Annotated in this window: 16 protein-coding genes; 12 read left to right on the top strand and 4 right to left on the bottom strand. The window is 65.3% G+C overall.

The window, feature by feature from the left end; genetic code table 11:
* Nucleotides 1-14 precede the first annotated feature (14 nt).
* The 4 genes from mobB (at nucleotide 15) to EUB48_RS12300 (ending at nucleotide 2,667) form a co-directional block, all read left to right on the top strand.
* Nucleotides 15-548, top strand: coding sequence for a molybdopterin-guanine dinucleotide biosynthesis protein B (mobB, locus tag EUB48_RS12315; RefSeq protein ID WP_142819393.1), 534 nt, complete (start codon nucleotides 15-17; stop codon nucleotides 546-548).
* A complete protein-coding gene (locus EUB48_RS12310) occupies nucleotides 545-1,780 on the top strand; it encodes a molybdopterin molybdotransferase MoeA (RefSeq protein WP_142819392.1) in 1,236 nt (411 codons plus the stop codon). Before mobB ends, EUB48_RS12310 begins: the two co-directional genes overlap by 4 nt.
* Before the next feature lie 154 nt (nucleotides 1,781-1,934).
* On the top strand, nucleotides 1,935-2,189 hold the full coding sequence (locus EUB48_RS12305) for a MoaD/ThiS family protein (RefSeq protein ID WP_142819391.1): 255 nt from the start codon (nucleotides 1,935-1,937) through the stop codon (nucleotides 2,187-2,189).
* Nucleotides 2,190-2,193: 4 nt separating this feature from the next.
* The gene (locus tag EUB48_RS12300; protein ID WP_142819390.1) at nucleotides 2,194-2,667 is read left to right on the top strand and encodes a molybdenum cofactor biosynthesis protein MoaE; all 474 of its coding nucleotides are present in this window, start codon (nucleotides 2,194-2,196) and stop codon (nucleotides 2,665-2,667) included.
* A 17-nt stretch (nucleotides 2,668-2,684) separates the two neighbouring features.
* Here EUB48_RS12300 and EUB48_RS12295 read toward each other — a convergent pair whose 3' ends face one another.
* Entirely contained in the window at nucleotides 2,685-3,164 is a 480-nt protein-coding gene (locus EUB48_RS12295; RefSeq protein WP_244618187.1) for a MarR family winged helix-turn-helix transcriptional regulator, read from the bottom strand.
* Nucleotides 3,165-3,254: 90 nt separating this feature from the next.
* On the opposite strand from EUB48_RS12295, the gene EUB48_RS12290 reads away from it, so the two are divergent.
* The 4 genes from EUB48_RS12290 to EUB48_RS12275 all read left to right on the top strand — a co-directional run bounded on the left by EUB48_RS12290 (nucleotide 3,255) and on the right by EUB48_RS12275 (nucleotide 8,715).
* Nucleotides 3,255-4,238 carry a tripartite tricarboxylate transporter substrate binding protein gene (locus EUB48_RS12290; RefSeq protein WP_142819388.1) on the top strand — a complete coding sequence of 328 codons (984 nt, stop codon included), beginning with the start codon at nucleotides 3,255-3,257 and terminating at the stop codon, nucleotides 4,236-4,238.
* A 30-nt stretch (nucleotides 4,239-4,268) separates the two neighbouring features.
* The gene (locus EUB48_RS12285; RefSeq protein WP_142819387.1) at nucleotides 4,269-5,504 is read left to right on the top strand and encodes a flavin-dependent oxidoreductase; all 1,236 of its coding nucleotides are present in this window, start codon (nucleotides 4,269-4,271) and stop codon (nucleotides 5,502-5,504) included.
* Nucleotides 5,505-5,587: 83 nt separating this feature from the next.
* On the top strand, nucleotides 5,588-8,188 hold the full coding sequence (gene clpB / locus EUB48_RS12280; RefSeq protein WP_142819386.1) for an ATP-dependent chaperone ClpB: 2,601 nt from the start codon (nucleotides 5,588-5,590) through the stop codon (nucleotides 8,186-8,188).
* Between the two features lie 23 nt (nucleotides 8,189-8,211).
* The gene (locus EUB48_RS12275; RefSeq protein WP_142819385.1) at nucleotides 8,212-8,715 is read left to right on the top strand and encodes a PaaI family thioesterase; all 504 of its coding nucleotides are present in this window, start codon (nucleotides 8,212-8,214) and stop codon (nucleotides 8,713-8,715) included.
* Here EUB48_RS12275 and EUB48_RS12270 read toward each other — a convergent pair.
* Together EUB48_RS12270 and EUB48_RS12265 are read right to left on the bottom strand one after the other, a co-directional pair.
* Nucleotides 8,693-9,013: a chaperone modulator CbpM gene (locus tag EUB48_RS12270; RefSeq protein WP_142819384.1), complete on the bottom strand. Its 321-nt coding sequence runs from the start codon at nucleotides 9,011-9,013 to the stop codon at nucleotides 8,693-8,695. The genes EUB48_RS12275 and EUB48_RS12270 overlap by 23 nt on opposite strands.
* A 2-nt stretch (nucleotides 9,014-9,015) precedes the next feature.
* Nucleotides 9,016-9,984, bottom strand: coding sequence for a DnaJ C-terminal domain-containing protein (locus EUB48_RS12265; protein WP_142819383.1), 969 nt, complete (start codon nucleotides 9,982-9,984; stop codon nucleotides 9,016-9,018).
* 78 nt (nucleotides 9,985-10,062) lie between these two features.
* Here EUB48_RS12265 and EUB48_RS12260 point away from each other — a divergent pair, with 78 nt between their 5' ends.
* Nucleotides 10,063-10,395: a hypothetical protein gene (locus EUB48_RS12260; protein ID WP_142819382.1), complete on the top strand. Its 333-nt coding sequence runs from the start codon at nucleotides 10,063-10,065 to the stop codon at nucleotides 10,393-10,395.
* Nucleotides 10,396-10,504: 109 nt separating this feature from the next.
* Nucleotides 10,505-10,972 carry an RcnB family protein gene (locus EUB48_RS12255; RefSeq protein ID WP_142819381.1) on the top strand — a complete coding sequence of 156 codons (468 nt, stop codon included), beginning with the start codon at nucleotides 10,505-10,507 and terminating at the stop codon, nucleotides 10,970-10,972.
* Between the two features lie 25 nt (nucleotides 10,973-10,997).
* Here the strand turns inward: EUB48_RS12255 and EUB48_RS12250 are convergent, their stop codons facing one another.
* Nucleotides 10,998-11,828, bottom strand: a complete 831-nt coding sequence (locus EUB48_RS12250; RefSeq protein WP_142819380.1) for an AraC family transcriptional regulator — start codon at nucleotides 11,826-11,828, stop codon at nucleotides 10,998-11,000.
* A gap of 77 nt (nucleotides 11,829-11,905) precedes the next feature.
* Between EUB48_RS12250 and EUB48_RS12245 the strand changes: the two genes are divergently transcribed.
* The gene (locus EUB48_RS12245) at nucleotides 11,906-13,159 is read left to right on the top strand and encodes an MFS transporter (RefSeq protein WP_142819379.1); all 1,254 of its coding nucleotides are present in this window, start codon (nucleotides 11,906-11,908) and stop codon (nucleotides 13,157-13,159) included.
* Between the two features lie 95 nt (nucleotides 13,160-13,254).
* Nucleotides 13,255-14,934: a thiamine pyrophosphate-binding protein gene (locus EUB48_RS12240; protein ID WP_142819378.1), complete on the top strand. Its 1,680-nt coding sequence runs from the start codon at nucleotides 13,255-13,257 to the stop codon at nucleotides 14,932-14,934.
* Nucleotides 14,935-14,951: the final 17 nt, after the last annotated feature.

The following is a 14,951-nucleotide window of genomic DNA, read 5'->3' as shown; positions in this document are numbered from 1 at the left end:
TTGGGGGAAATTCAATGAAAGTTGTTGGCTTCGCGGGCTATTCGGGCTCGGGCAAAACCACCCTGATTGAAGGCCTGATCCCGGTGTTCAAACAGCGTGGCCAGCGCGTCTCGGTGGTCAAGCATGCGCACCACCGCTTTGACATTGACCACGTGGGCAAAGACACGTACCGGCACCGCCAGGCCGGCGCGTTCGAGGTGGTCGTCGCCTCCGACCGGCGGCTGGCCCTGATGCGGGAATTCGAGCGCCCCACCGAGCTGTCGGTGCACGAGCTGATTGCCGAGCTCGATGACGCGGTGGACTGGGTGCTGGTGGAGGGCTTCAAGCGCAGCGACCTGCCCAAGGTCGAGGTCTGGCGCGCCGCGGCGGGCAAGCCGGCGTGCTATACCAAGGATGATTTCATCGTCGCCATTGCCACTGATTCCCCGCGGCAGCTGCCGCAAACCACCATCCGCCCGGTGCTGGATTTGAATGCGCCGCACGCGGTGGCGGCGTGGTTGGCCGACAATCAGGACCAGTTCGTTTACCGTTCGGAGCTGCATGCATGAATGACCCGCGTCCGCCCCTCAGGTCCCTCGACGACGCCCTGGCAGAGTTGCTGGACCGTGCCGTGCCAGTACTCGAGTCCGAGCGGGTTTCCACCTTCGATGCCGATGGCCGCGTGCTGGCGCAGGACGTGGTGTCAAGCCTGCAGGTGCCGCCGCAGGACAACAGCGCGATGGACGGTTATGCACTGCGCTGCGCGGATGTGACGGCCACGGGCGCGTTAATGCCCGTCTCGCAGCGCATCCCCGCCGGCAGCGCGGGCGCCGCGTTGCAGGCCGGCACGGCGGCGCGCATCTTCACGGGCGCGCCGATTCCGCCCGGCGCCGACGCCGTGGTCATGCAGGAAGACTGCGAAGTGGTGGCTGGTGCGCCGGCGGCCATTCGCGTGATGCGGGTGCCGAAGCCCGGCCAGTGGATCCGGCGCGGCGGCGAAGACGTCATGCGCGGCGCCGTGGTGCTCTCAAAAGGAGAGCTGCTGACGCCCGCCGGTATTGGTCTGGCGGCCGGTATTGGCATGGATACGCTGCTGGTGGCGCGCCGTCCGCGGGTGGCGCTGTTTTCCACCGGGGACGAGCTGGTGATGCCCGGCGACGTCGCGCCCGAGCAGATGAGGCCTGGCGCCATCTACAACTCCAACCGCTTTTTTCTGCGCGCCTTGCTCAAACGGCTGGGCTGCGAGGTGACCGATCTGGGCATCGTGCCGGACCGACGCGACGCCACCATCGATGCCCTGCGCGCTGCCAGCGCGCAGCACGACCTGATCCTGACCAGTGGCGGGGTCTCGGTCGGCGAGGAAGACCACATCAAGCCGGCCGTGCAGGCGCTCGGCGAGTTGAACCTGTGGCAGATCGGGATCAAGCCCGGCAAGCCGTTCGCCTATGGGCGCATAGCGCAGGCGCACTTCGCCGGACTGCCGGGCAACCCGGTGTCGAGCTTCATCACCTTCTTGCTGCTGGTGCGCCCGTTCCTGCGCAAACTGCAGGGCGCGACGGAGCTCGCTCCCAAACCGATAGCGCTCCCCGCCCATTTCATATGGGCCCGAGGCGATAAACGCCGTGAATTTTTGCGCGTGCGGCGCAACGCGGCGGGCGGGCTCGATCTGTTTCCGAACCAGAGCTCCGGCGTGCTGACCTCGACCGTCTGGGGCGACGGCGTGGTCGACAACCCGCCCGGGCAGACCATCAGCCACGGCGCCATGGTGCAGTTCATTTCGTTTGCGGAGTTGCTGTCGTGAAAAATTACCCCCACGCTCCACCGCTGCGCGGGTCGCTGGACATGCTGCCGCGAGACGCGGCTGCTCTTCGATCCGTCCAAACCTGCGCAAGCAGGCTTGGAGCCGCGGGCCTCAGCCCCGAGAGTGCCGCTTTTCATCTTGGGGCGGCCCGGCGATGAAAAAGATCACGGTGCGTTATTTCGCCTCCATCCGAGAGGCCATCGGGCAGGGTAGCGAGCGGGTGGACACGTCGGCCGCCAGCCTGCTGGCGCTGCGTGACGAGCTGATCGCGCGCGGCGGCGCGTACACCGAGAGTCTGGCGCGCGGCCGCGCCGTGCGCGTGGCGCTCAACCAGGTCATGAGCGACGAGGCGGCGGCGCTGGCGGACGGCGCCGAAGTGGCTTTTTTCCCGCCGGTGACAGGGGGCTGACAGCATGACCTCTAAGGTCTCGATCCAGACGGGTGATTTCAACCTTGCAACTGAAATCGACGCGCTGCGTGCAGGCGACAAGCGGGTGGGCGCCGTCTGCAGCTTCATCGGCACGGTGCGCGACCGCAATGATGGCAACGCGATCAGCGCGATGGAGCTGGAGCACTACCCCGGCATGACCGAAAAGGCCATCGAGGCCATGATCGACGAGGCGCACCGGCGCTTCGACATCTATGCCGCGCGGGTGATCCATCGCGTCGGTCTGCTGCTGCCGCTCGACCAGATCGTGATGGTGGCCGTGACGTCTTCGCACCGCGGCCAGAGTTTCCAGGCCTGCGAGTTCCTGATGGATTATCTGAAAACCCAGGCGCCGTTCTGGAAGAAAGAGCAGACGCCCGAGGGTGCGCGCTGGGTCGATGCGCGGGTCAGCGATGACGCGGCGCTGGCCAAATGGGGTATCAGGGCGAGCAACGCCTGAGCGGCGGTTGTGCCGGGCTAGGTTTGATCTGGTGGCACAAAGACCGCCCGTGCATCGTCTTCCAGCCCTTCGGTGAGCTGCTGCAGCAATTCCACCAGCAAGGCTTGTTGTTCGGCACTCAAGGGTGCCATCAGGCGGCGGTAGGCCCTCTCGGCCGGCGTTTGCGCCCGCTTCAGCAGGGCGGCGCCAGTATCCGACAACGAAATCGACAGGTTGCGCCGATTCTGTGGAACCGCTGATCGGGCGACCAGTCCGCGGGCCTCCAGTCCGCGCAGCACACGCAGCACCGTCACCTTGTCGAACCCGAGTGCACGCGCCAGACTCGACTGGTCCAGCCCCGGCGTGGCGCGCAGCACGGTCAGCACCCCGAACTGTGCAGGTGTCAGGCCGACGCTGCGGCATTCTTCCTCGAACACGGCCGCCGATATCTGGTGCGCGCGGCGCAACAGGAAGCCGGGACGGCTGTACAGGCGTGTGAGGGAGCGGGCAGGGGGCACGGGCAGGCTTGCAGGCTTAGGGAATTCATGGATTGTGCCTCGTTGGTTCTTGGTGAAAATAGTTAGCATGCAAACAAAATGGAGTCATCCATGGTTTCCGTCTTCAAACACCTGGCACTGCGCGTCGCCGGCACGTTGGTATTGGCGCTCGTCGGTGTCGGCGCGCTGGCGCAGACCGCGCTGCCCGATGCGCCGATCCGCCTGATCGTGCCGTTCTCGCCCGGCACGGGCATTGATCTGATTGCGCGCACGGTGGGGCCCAGGCTCGCCGAGCGGCTGGGCCGCCCGGTGGTGGTGGAAAACCGGGTTGGCGCCTCGGGCAACATCGGCACCGAGGCGGTGGTGCGCGCGGCCCCGAACGGCTCGACCCTGCTGGTATCGGTCAACACCCTGGTCATGAATCGCAGCCTTTATCCCAATCTGAGCTTCGATCCGGTGCACGATCTGACGCCGGTGGCGCTGACCAGTTGGGGCCAACTGATTCTGGTGACGAACCCTAAAACCGGCTACAAAACCGTGACCGATTTGATCGCGGCGGCGCGCCGCAAGCCGGGCCAGATCAACTACGGCTCGCCCGGCGTCGGCACGCCGCATCACCTGTCCATGGAGTTGTTCAAGGCCATGACCGGTGTGTTCCTGACGCATATTCCCTATCGTGGGACAGGGCCGGCGTTGACCGACTTGCTCAGTGGGCAGATTGACGCGATGTTTCTGCCGATTCACGTCGCGTTGCCATTTGTGAAGGCCGGCAAGCTGGTGGCCCTGGGCATTGGCAGCGACAAACGCCACCCCTTGCTGCCTGATGTGCCGACGCTGGCCGAGGCCCATGCCGGCAATGTGAACGTGGCCATGTGGTACGGCATCTTTGCGCCGCGCGGCATGGCGCCGGACCTGGTGGCGCGCCTGAACCACGAGATAGGGGATATCGTGGCAACCCCGCAGGTGCGCAGCGCTTTCGAGGTGCAGGGCATGGACCCGGCCAGCGGCACGCCGCAAGAGTTTCAGCGACTGGTCGAGAAGGATTCTGTCCGGTGGGCGCAACTCATCAAGTCGCAGCACATCACGGCCGAGTGACATGAACCACGCAGACCGCGGGAGCGATAGATGAAGATTGCAGTGGTGGGGGGAGGCATTGCCGGCCTCAGTTTTGCTTTGGCACTCCAGCAGCGCGGCCTGTCGTGTGAAGTGTTTGAAACCGTGCCGCAGGTCCGCGAGCTGGGCGTAGGCATCACGCTGCTGCCGCACGCCATGCGTGAACTGGCGGCGCTGGGCCTGCAGGACCGGCTCGAAGCCATCGGTATCGAGAACCTGGAGAGCGTGTTCTTCAACCGCTTTGGCCAGTTTATCTACAAGGAGCCGCGCGGGCGCCATGCCGGTTACGCCACCCCCGAGATCGGCCTGCATCGCGGCAAATTGCATCGGCTGCTGTACGAGGTCGCGCTGGAGCGGTTGGGGGCGCCAGCCATTCACACCGACCACCGCTGCATGCGCGTCGACCAGGACGGCGCGGGCGCGACCCTGCACTTTGTAAAAAGCTCCACGGGCGCCCAGCTGGCGCCGGTGCGCGCCGACGTGGTGATTGCCTGCGACGGCGTGAACTCCTCGGTGCGCCGCCAGTTCTACCCGGCCGAGAAAGTCGCTTTTGCCGGCATCAACACCTGGCGCGGCGTGACCCGGCACAAACCCATTCTGACCGGCAAGAGCTACCTGCGAATCGGCTCGATCGAGACCGGCAAGATGGTGATCTACCCGATCGTCGACAGCGTGGACGAAGAGGCCACCCAGTTGATCAACTGGGTGGCCGAAATCCGGCGCGACGACGCGAGCATGAATGACTGGAACCACCAAGGCAATCTCGGTGACTTTTTGCCCATCTTCAAGGACTGGCGCTTCCCGTGGCTCGACGTGCCCGCGCTGATCTCCGGCGCCGAGCAGATTCTCGAGTACCCGATGGTCGACAGGGACCCCGTGCCGCAATGGACGTTTGGCCGTGTCACCCTGATGGGAGACGCCGCCCATCCGATGTATCCGCGTGGCTCCAACGGGTCGGCGCAAGCCATTATTGACGGACGAACACTGGCCGAACTGCTGGTCCAAAACAGCGATCCGCTGGCGGCGTTGCAAGCCTATGAAGCGTTGCGGCTGGAGCCCACCGCCCGCATTGTGCTCACGAACCGCTCGGTGCCGCCTGATTTCATCATCATGAAGGCCGACGAACTCAGCGGCGGCAAGCCGTTTGACAACATTGACGATCTGATCAGCCAGGACGAGTTGCGTCGGATCTCCGAGAACTACAAAAAGATTGCCGGGTTTTCGCTCGACGCACCGAAGAGAGTTTGAGCCAGATCAATCGGTTGCATGGCATGGCCCCTTGAAAATGCAGGGACAAGCACTAGCTCATAGCCATCAGGAGTTCAATTCCCATGCGACAAGACAAACTCACGACCAAATTTCAGGAAGCTTTGGGCGAAGCCCAGACGCTGGCGCTCGGCAAGGACCATGCCTACATTGAACCGGTTCACGTGCTGGTGGCCATGCTGCGCCAGGACGATGGCCCGCGCGCGCTGTTGCAGCGCACCGGCGCCAACGTACCGGGCCTGCTCGCGGGCGCTGAGAGCGCCATGAACCGTCTGCCGACGGTGCAGGGGCAGGAGATGGTGCAGGTCGGCCCCGAGCTGGCCAAGCTGCTGCAGGCGACCGAGAAAGAAGCCCTCAAGCGCGGCGACGAATTCATCGCCGGTGAGTTGTTCCTGCTCGCGCTGACTGACAGCAAGGCTGAACTCGGCAAGGTGGCCCGGGAGAACGGCCTCACGCGCAAATCGCTCGAGGCCGCGATCGATGCCGTGCGCGGCGGCCAGAGTGTGAACAGCGCCGATGCGGAAGACCAGCGCGAATCGCTCAAGAAATACTGCCTGGACCTCACGGAGCGCGCGCGCATGGGCAAGCTCGATCCGGTGATCGGCCGCGACGACGAAATCCGCCGCGCCATCCAGGTGCTGCAGCGCCGCACCAAGAACAACCCCGTTTTGATTGGCGAGCCCGGTGTCGGCAAGACCGCGATCGTGGAGGGCCTGGCCCAGCGCATCGTGGCCGGCGAGGTGCCCGATTCCCTCAAGGGCAAGCGCGTGCTCGCGCTGGACATGGCGGCGCTGCTGGCGGGCGCCAAGTTCCGAGGTGAGTTCGAGGAGCGCCTGAAGAACGTACTCAAGGACCTGGCCAAGGACGAGGGCCAGACCATCGTCTTCATTGACGAGCTGCACACCATGGTCGGTGCCGGCAAGGCCGAGGGCGCAATGGACGCCGGCAACATGCTCAAACCCGCGCTGGCCAGGGGCGAGCTGCACTGCGTGGGTGCGACCACGCTGGACGAATACCGCAAGTACATCGAGAAAGATGCCGCGCTCGAGCGCCGGTTCCAGAAGATCCTGGTGGACGAGCCGAGCGTGGAGGCGACCATCGCGATCCTGCGCGGGCTGAAGGAAAAATACGAGTCCCACCATGGCGTGCAGATCACCGACCCGGCCATCGTCGCCGCCGCCGAACTCAGCCACCGCTACATCACGGACCGGTTTTTGCCGGACAAGGCGATTGACCTGATTGACGAGGCGGCGAGCAAGATCAGCATCGAGCGGGATTCGAAGCCCGAGGTGATGGACAAGCTGGACCGCCGCCTGATCCAGTTGCAAATCGAGCGCGAAGCCGTGCGCCGCGAAAAAGACGAAGCCTCGCAAAAGCGCTTTGGCCTGATTGCCGACGAGATCGCCAAGTTGCAAAAGGAAATCTCCGACCTCGACGAAATCTGGCAAGCCGAAAAGGCGCAGGCGCTCGGCTCCAAAGACGTGATGGAAGAGATCGACCGGATTCGTTTCCAGATCGAAGAGTTCACGCGCAAGGGGGATTTCAACAAGGTGGCCGAGCTGCAATACGGCAAGCTGCCCGAGCTGGAAAAGCGCCTGAAAACGGCGCAGGCGGATGAGTCCAAAAAAGGCGCGAACAACGCGCCCAAGTTGCTGCGTACCCAGGTCGGCGCGGAAGAAATCGCTGAGGTTGTGGCGCGCGCCACCGGGATTCCGGTGAGCAAGCTGATGCAGGGCGAGCGCGACAAGCTGTTGCTCATGGAAGGCAAGCTGCACGAGCGCGTGGTGGGCCAGGACGAGGCGATCTCGGCCGTGGCGAATGCCATCCGGCGCTCGCGCTCGGGCCTGAGCGATCCGAACCGGCCGACCGGCTCATTCCTGTTCCTCGGCCCCACGGGCGTGGGCAAGACCGAGTTGTGCAAGGCACTGGCCGGTTTTTTGTTCGACAGCGAAGACCACCTGATCCGTGTCGACATGAGCGAGTTCATGGAGAAGCATTCGGTGGCCCGCCTGATCGGCGCGCCGCCCGGCTACGTGGGCTACGAGGAGGGCGGCTATCTGACCGAGGCCGTGCGCCGCAAGCCGTATGCCGTGCTGCTGCTCGACGAGGTTGAGAAGGCGCATCCCGACGTGTTCAACGTGCTGTTGCAGGTGCTCGACGATGGCCGCCTGACCGACGGCCAGGGCCGCACGGTGGACTTCAAGAACACGGTGATTGTCATGACCAGCAACATCGGCTCGCCGATCATCCAGTCCATGGTGGGCAAGCCCGCTGAGGAGATCAAGGATGCGGTGCTGGATGAGTTGAAGAACTACTTCCGCCCCGAGTTCCTGAACCGGATTGACGAGACCGTGGTGTTCCACGCGCTGGACGCGAAAAACATCGAGGCGATTGCCGCGATCCAGATCAAGGTGCTGCAGGCGCGGCTGGCCCGGATGGACCTGACGCTGGAAGTGTCGCCGGGCGCGCTGGCCGAGCTGGCCAAGGTCGGGTTCGATCCGGTGTTTGGTGCCCGGCCGCTCAAGCGCGCGATCCAGCAGCGCATCGAGAATCCGCTGTCCAAGCTGCTGCTGGAGGGCAAGTTTGCGCCCAAGTCGGTGATCCCGGTCAATGTGGACCCGATTCGGGCACCGGGGCAGTTCAGTTTCGAGCGGGCGGTGCACTGACGGTATCGGGAGGTTAGGATGCCATGCATCCCAACCTCCTGTTTCCCGTCGTGATCTCTACCCCAAACCCTGCAGACATTCCCGAAGGCTTTCACCCCGTCAGCATTGGCGGCCCTTTCATGGCCCACAACGGGCCGCTGTTCGCCAAATGGAGCGGAGATCGTGTGCTGCTCGGCTTTCGGGTCGCGCCGCAGCACACCAACCCCCTGAACATCTGCCACGGCGGCATGCTGGCCTCGTTTGCCGACATGCTGATGCCCTGCGCCGCGATCTACCAGATGCAGGGCGAGCGCCGCTTTTTGCCCACCATCAGTCTCAATATCGACTACCTGGGCGCGTCGCCCCTGGGTGCCTGGGTGCAGGGCCAGGCCGATGTGCTGCGCACCACGCGCAACATGCTGTTCGCACAGGGCCTGGTGACGGCCGACGGCGCGCCCGTGCTGCGCGTCAGCGGCATTTTCAAGATGGGCCCGCTGCTCGGCGATGGCGCTGACCGCGACCCGTTCAAGCTGCGCCCGCAGCCCTGAGCCGTGCGCGCAGCGCCTCGAGTTCGTCCAGCAATTGCAGCGCCAGGGCGGCGCCGGCGACGTTCACGCCCAAGTCGCGCTGCAGGTGCACGGCCACGCTGGCGTGGCGCACCTGAACGCCCGTGAAGCGCCACTGATCGGGGGCCTGGCCCGCCGGCGTGAGCACGCCTTCCTCGACCAGCTCGGCGATGAAGCCGGTTTGCGCCATGCAGGCCCGGCAGAGCTCGGCCAGCGTCAACCCGGTCTGCTCTTCCAGAATGAATACGGTGGCTTGCGACTGTGTGGTGTTGGGGCTCATGCTCAGACTCCCAGTTTGGTGCGGGGATTGAACGATTTGAACTGCGCGGCCATGCCTTGGTACAGCGACTTTGCCGCTTCATTGTCGGCGGGGGGCAGGGCGATTTGCAGCACAAAATAAAAATCACCGGGCGTGCTGGCAGAGGTCGCCCCCGGAATGCCGCGGCCCTTGAGCCGCAGCTTGCGCCCGGCCGCGGAGCCGGCGGGTATTTTCAGCTCGACCTCGCCGGTGGGCGTGGGGACCTTCACTTCGGCCCCCAGTGCCGCCTCCCAGGGCGTGACCGGCAGATCGAGGTAGACGTCGTGCCGGTCGACCCGGTAGTGCGCGTGTGTGCGAAATTCGACTTCCAGGTACAGATCCCCGGCGCCGCCCTGTCCGATGCCGGGCGAGCCCTGACCCGCCAGCCGGATGTGCTGGCCGGCCCGCACGCCGCGCGGAATGGTGAATTCAATCTGGTGCTCGCGCGTCGACACATGCCCCTGGGCATCCACCTGCGGCACTTGCAGCGTGATGATGCGCGTGGCGCCGTTGTAGGCGTCCTCCAGGTCGATCTGGATTTTGGCGTGGCGGTCCTCGCCCTGTGCGTGGAACGAGGCCTGCGCACCGCGCCCACTGCGTGCGCCGCCAAAGCTGCGCCCGAACAGCGACTCGAAGAAATCGCTGAAATCTTCCGCACCGGCACCGCCGGCGCCAGTACCGGCGGATTCGAAGCCCGCGTTCCAGTCGGGGGGCGGGCGGAAATCCTGTCCGGCCTGGTAGTTGGGTCCGAGCCGGTCGTAGGCCGCGCGCTTTTCGGGATCGCGCAGCACCTCATAGGCCTCGCCGACCTCCTTGAATTGCTTTTCGGCATTGGGCTCCTTGCTGACGTCCGGGTGGTATTTGCGCGCCAGCCGCCGGTGCGCGCGCTTGATGTCATCCTGCGTCGCGTCGCGCGCCAGCCCCATGACCTTGTAGTAGTCCTTGAATTCCATTCAGACCTCCGTGGAGATGTACATCATAGGTTGCGCGCCCGGCCCGCTATGTTCAAATTCGGGCAAAGGAATTCAATTTTGTCCGATCTGATCGCCGTTGTTGTCCGTTTCGTGCTGCGCATTTTCTTGCTGCTGATGGCGCTGGTTTTCATTGCCAGCCTGCTGCTGGCGGGCGCATTGCTGCTGGTGCTGTGGGGTGTGCGCCGGCTCTGGGCGCGACTCACGGGCCGGCCCGTCAGCCCCTGGGTTTTTCACGTCGATCCGCGCGCGCAATGGAGCCGGTTCTACCACGCGGCCGATCAGTGGCCGGCTCGCTCGTCCGGATCGCGGCGGGCCGATGAATCCCCCCGCAGGCCGCAGGATATACAGGACGTGGAAGTCAAGCAGCCCAAGCCTCCTGCCGATCGCTAACGGCCTGCGACGCAACTGTGCAAAGCAATGTAAAGACGGAATGCGCCTACAGCGGTGCGCGCCCTGCCGCGCCAGAATAATTATCTCGCCGCACTTAGGAGAATCCGAGATGAAGAGTAGAGCTGCAATCTTTGCCCTGGCGGCAATGTCAATGGCTTTTGCGGGTATTGCACTGGCGCAAGGTGGTGACAACCAGCCACCACAGCGTGGCGACTACCGGCATGCCGGCCCGCAACATCAGAACCAGAACCGTGCGAATGACTGGCGGGACGGTCCGCAACATCAGAACCAGAACCGTGCGAATGACCGGCGGGACGGTCCGCAAATGCGTCGTGGCGACGCCGTCAACCTGACCAGCGGTGCGAACGCTGATACCGGTGCCGGGCCGGACCATAATTTCCGCCGGGGTGGTCGTCTGCCCAACGAATATCGCAACCATCAGTATGTCGTGGACGATTGGCGGGAGCACCACCTGAGTGCTCCGCCGCGCGGTTACCAATGGGTGCAAACCGGGGGCGACTATGTGCTGGTTGCGATTGCAACGGGCATCATCGCGCAGGTACTTTTGGGTCAGTGACAGGGCGCGCCGTTGCTGGTGGGACTCACTGCCCCCGCACCGACGCCGCAAAGCGGCTCGGTGAGTGCCCCATGGCGGCCTTGAACATGGCCGAGAACGCGCTGTCGCTGGCGTAGCCGCTGGCGGCTGCCACCTCGCTCACGGGCGTGCCGCGCGCCAGCAGCGGCAGCGCATGGGCCAATACCGCCTGCTGGCGCCACCGCTGGTAGCTGGTGCCCAGCTCGTCGCGGAACAGGCGCGCCATGGTGCGCTCGCTGGCACCGATGTCGGCCGCCCAGCCGGCCAGTGTGGCGCGCTCGGCGGGCGCGCGCAGCACGGCCTCGCACAGCGCGCGCAGTCGCTTGTCGCCGGTCTGCAGGTGCGGCAGCGGCACGCCCAGCGACTGCGTATCAGCGTGAGTGATCTCGTCCTGCACCAGCGCGGCCAGCAGGGCCTCGCGCGGCGCCGTCATGGGCGCATCGAGCGCATGAATGAGCTCGCGCAGCAGTGGCGAGACCACGATCACGCGGCAGCCTTGCCAGCCCTGCGGCGTTGTACTCGCATCGAGGTACAGCGTGCGCAGTTCGGCGGCTTCGCGCACGTTGACGGCGTGCAGGGCTCCCGGCGCAATCCAGACCGCGCGCGACGGCGGCACGATGTAGGTCACCTCCTCGGCCTTGGCGTCGTTCGGGCTTGCCGTCACCTGCACGATGCCGGTGGCGCAATAGGCCAGTTGGGCCCAGGGGTGACGGTGTGGCTCGAAGTGTGTGTCCACCGGCAAGGTGCGGGCGCGCACACGCACCGGGCGCTGGACACTGGGCGTATAGAGGTCGGTGTTGCCAACGGGCGTGAAGGTAATGGAGGCGTTGCGCGGCATCGTGTTTTGGCCGGAAATCGGTGAAAGCTGTCGTTTTGCCGCATTTCCGCATTCAAGCGCGATATTACGATGGCGCCATGAATACTTCAACCACCCTGAGTCCGCGCCCGCCGCCGGACTCTGCACGGCTGCGCCAGGACGCGGGCTTGATTGGTCTGGTCGGATTGGGCCACATGATCAGCCATTACAGCCAGTTGCTGCTGGCGCCACTGTTCCCGTGGCTGAAGGACGCGCTGCACGCCAGTTATGCCGAGCTCGGGTTCCTGATGACCGTCTTCTTTGCGGTCTCGTGCGTGGTGCAGTTCGTCTCGGGTTTCATGGTCGACCGGTTCGGGCCGCGCCCGATCCTGTTCGGCGGCCTGGCCCTGCTCGGGCTGGCGGCGTTCGGCTTCTCCGTCAGCACCGGGTACTGGATGACAGCCGGCTTTTCCGTGCTCGCGGGTCTTGGCAACGGCGTCTTTCATCCGGTGGACTACACGCTGTTGAACCGCAAGGTCAGCGCCTCGCGGCTGGGTCATGCCTACAGCGTGCATGGCATCACCGGCAGTTTGGGCTGGGCGCTGGCGCCGGCCATGCTGGTGCCGCTGACCCTGGCTTTTTCGTGGCGTGTGGCGCTGGCCTGCGCAGGGGTGCTGATTTTCACCGTGCTGGCGGTGCTGCTGTTCCATCGCGACAGGCTGGCGCTGAAAGTGGCGCCGCCAGCGCATGGTGGCGCCCAAGTGGAGGGCGGCACCATGGGTTTTCTGCGCGTGCCGGCGATCTGGATGTGCTTTGCCTTCTTTTTCTTCTACGCCATGGCGCTCAGCGTGGTGCAGGCGTTTGCCCCCGAGGCCGCACGGCACCTGCACGCGGTGCCGGTGCCGCTGGTGGCTGTGTGCCTCACGGTGTACATGGTGGCCAGCGCCGGCGGCATGGTGGCGGGCGGCTTCATGGTGTCCGATCCGAACCGCTGCGAGCGCATTGTGGGTATCGGTTTTGGCCTGGCCGCCGTGATCGCGCTGGCGCTTGGCTATGGTGGTTTTGCCGATGCGGCCGAGGTGGCCGTGCCCGCGTTGTTTGGCGCCATGGGGTTTGCCACCGGCATCGCCGGCCCGTCGCGTGACCTGCTGGTGAAACGCTCGACGCCGGAAAACTCCACCGGCCGGGTCTACGGCGTGGTGTATTCGGGGCTGGATATCGGCCAGGCCATTTCGCCGTTGATTTTCGGCGCCCTGATGGACCAGCACCAGTACCGCGGCGTGTTCCTCGGGCTGGCCGTGGTGCAGGGCGTGTTGATTGTGAGCGCCTTCAATGTGCGGCGCGCGCGGCGCACCACACTGGCTGCCGCCTGATGATCGGCCCGCGCGCTGCTTGACCGGCGCAGCGGGCAGATGGGTATGGATAATCAAAGCCGATCTTTTTTATCCATCCCATCCATGAGGCAACCATGACCCAACAACTGGCGGGGCATCTGCTGGTCGAGTGCCTGATCGAGCAAGGCGCCGAATTCGCCTTTGGCGTGCCGGGCGAGAGCTACCTGGCCGTGCTGGACGGTTTTCACGCGCACCAGGACAAAATCAAATTCGTCATCTGCCGCCAGGAGGGCGGGGCCGCCTTCATGGCCGAAGCGCACGGCAAGCTGACCGGCCGGCCGGGCATCTGTTGTGTGACACGCGGCCCGGGCGCCACCAATGCCTCGATCGGCGTGCACGCCGCGTTCCAGGACTCCACACCGATGGTGCTGCTGGTCGGCGATGTGGCCAGCGATGCGCGCGACCGCGAGGCGTTCCAGGAGGTGGACTACTTCAGCTTCTTCGGCCCGCTGGCGAAGCGGGTGGAACGCATCGACGACGCGCGGCGCATTCCCGAATACGTGGCGCGCGCCTTTGCCACTGCCATGAACGGCCGCCCCGGCCCCGTGGTGCTGGTGCTGCCCGAAGACATGCTGACCCAGACCGTGGATGCCGCGCCGCTCCCGCGTGTCGAACCGGTTCAGACCTTTATCGGCCCCGAGCCCTTGCAGCGACTGCGCGAGCTGCTATTGAAAGCAGAGCGGCCGCTGATCATTGCGGGTGGCAGCGGCTGGACACCGCCGTCGGCGCAGGCGCTGCAGCGCTTTGCCGAGCGCTGGCAGCTGCCGGTGACCAACGCCTTTCGTTTTCAGGACACCTTCGACAACCACCACGCGCTGTACGCCGGTGATGTGGGCATTGGCATCAACCCCCAGCTCGCGGCGCGCGTGAAGGGCAGTGACTTGATCATCGCGATCGGGCCGCGCCTGGGCGAGGCCACCACCGCCGGCTACACGCTGATCGAAGCGCCCCGGCCAAAGCAAAAGCTGGTGCACATCCATGCCAGTGCCGAAGAGCTGGGCCGCGTGTACCAGGCCGACCTGGCGATCAACGCCACCATGAACGCGGCCGCACTCAGCCTGGACGGCCTGGCCGCGCCCACCGCAACGCCGTGGCAAGTCTGGACGCAGGCCTGCCACGCCGACTACGTGGCCAACCTGGAGCCGCAGCCGCTGCCCGGCGACATTGACATGCCCGCCATCGTCGCCCTGCTGCAGCAGCATTTGCCGCCGGATGCGGTACTGACCAACGGAGCCGGCAACTTTGCCAGCTGGGTGCACCGCTTCTTCAGGCACCACGGGCTGGCCCGGGGCCTCAAGACGCAGCTGGCGCCCACGCTGGGCGCCATGGGCTACGGCGTGCCGGCAGGCATTGCCGCGGCCATCACCACCGGGCGGGTGGTGTTCACCATGGCGGGCGACGGCGACTTCCTGATGAACGGCCAGGAGCTCGCCACGGCCGTACTGCACGGCGCCAAAACCATCATCGTGCTGCTCAACAACGGCATGTACGGAACCATCCGCATGCACCAGGAAAAAGAATACCCGCGGCATGTGAGCGGCTCGCAGCTGCACAACCCCGACTTCGCCGCGTTGGCGCGGGCCTATGGCTACTTTGGTGCGCGCATCACGCACACGGCGCAGTTCGAGGCCGAGCTGCTGGCCGCGCTGGCGCGCCAGGAGGGCACGCTGATCGAGGTCATGCTGGACCCGGAAGTGATCACCACGCGCGCTACCCTGAGCAGCATCACCAACGCATCGCTACAAAAAAAATAGCGACATACTCATATTCC

The sequence above is a fragment of the Rhodoferax sediminis genome, assembly GCF_006970865.1.
Taxonomy (GTDB): Bacteria; Pseudomonadota; Gammaproteobacteria; order Burkholderiales; family Burkholderiaceae_C; genus Rhodoferax_A; species Rhodoferax_A sediminis.
The sequence above is the reverse complement of the archived record's forward strand: the minus strand, read 5'-3'. Positions and strand labels throughout refer to the sequence as shown.

Excerpts from the sequence above, each read along its gene's own strand:
- mobB (WP_142819393.1), top strand. The coding sequence starts at position 15 with ATGAAAGTTGTTGGCTTCGCGGGCTATTCGGGCTCGGGCAAAACCACC.
- EUB48_RS12310 (WP_142819392.1), top strand. The coding sequence starts at position 545 with ATGAATGACCCGCGTCCGCCCCTCAGGTCCCTCGACGACGCCCTGGCA.
- EUB48_RS12305 (WP_142819391.1), top strand. The coding sequence starts at position 1,935 with ATGAAAAAGATCACGGTGCGTTATTTCGCCTCCATCCGAGAGGCCATC.
- EUB48_RS12300 (WP_142819390.1), top strand. The coding sequence starts at position 2,194 with ATGACCTCTAAGGTCTCGATCCAGACGGGTGATTTCAACCTTGCAACT.
- EUB48_RS12290 (WP_142819388.1), top strand. The coding sequence starts at position 3,255 with ATGGTTTCCGTCTTCAAACACCTGGCACTGCGCGTCGCCGGCACGTTG.
- EUB48_RS12285 (WP_142819387.1), top strand. The coding sequence starts at position 4,269 with ATGAAGATTGCAGTGGTGGGGGGAGGCATTGCCGGCCTCAGTTTTGCT.
- clpB (WP_142819386.1), top strand. The coding sequence starts at position 5,588 with ATGCGACAAGACAAACTCACGACCAAATTTCAGGAAGCTTTGGGCGAA.
- EUB48_RS12275 (WP_142819385.1), top strand. The coding sequence starts at position 8,212 with ATGCATCCCAACCTCCTGTTTCCCGTCGTGATCTCTACCCCAAACCCT.
- EUB48_RS12270 (WP_142819384.1), bottom strand. The coding sequence starts at position 9,013 with ATGAGCCCCAACACCACACAGTCGCAAGCCACCGTATTCATTCTGGAA.
- EUB48_RS12265 (WP_142819383.1), bottom strand. The coding sequence starts at position 9,984 with ATGGAATTCAAGGACTACTACAAGGTCATGGGGCTGGCGCGCGACGCG.
- EUB48_RS12255 (WP_142819381.1), top strand. The coding sequence starts at position 10,505 with ATGAAGAGTAGAGCTGCAATCTTTGCCCTGGCGGCAATGTCAATGGCT.
- EUB48_RS12250 (WP_142819380.1), bottom strand. The coding sequence starts at position 11,828 with ATGCCGCGCAACGCCTCCATTACCTTCACGCCCGTTGGCAACACCGAC.
- EUB48_RS12245 (WP_142819379.1), top strand. The coding sequence starts at position 11,906 with ATGAATACTTCAACCACCCTGAGTCCGCGCCCGCCGCCGGACTCTGCA.
- EUB48_RS12240 (WP_142819378.1), top strand. The coding sequence starts at position 13,255 with ATGACCCAACAACTGGCGGGGCATCTGCTGGTCGAGTGCCTGATCGAG.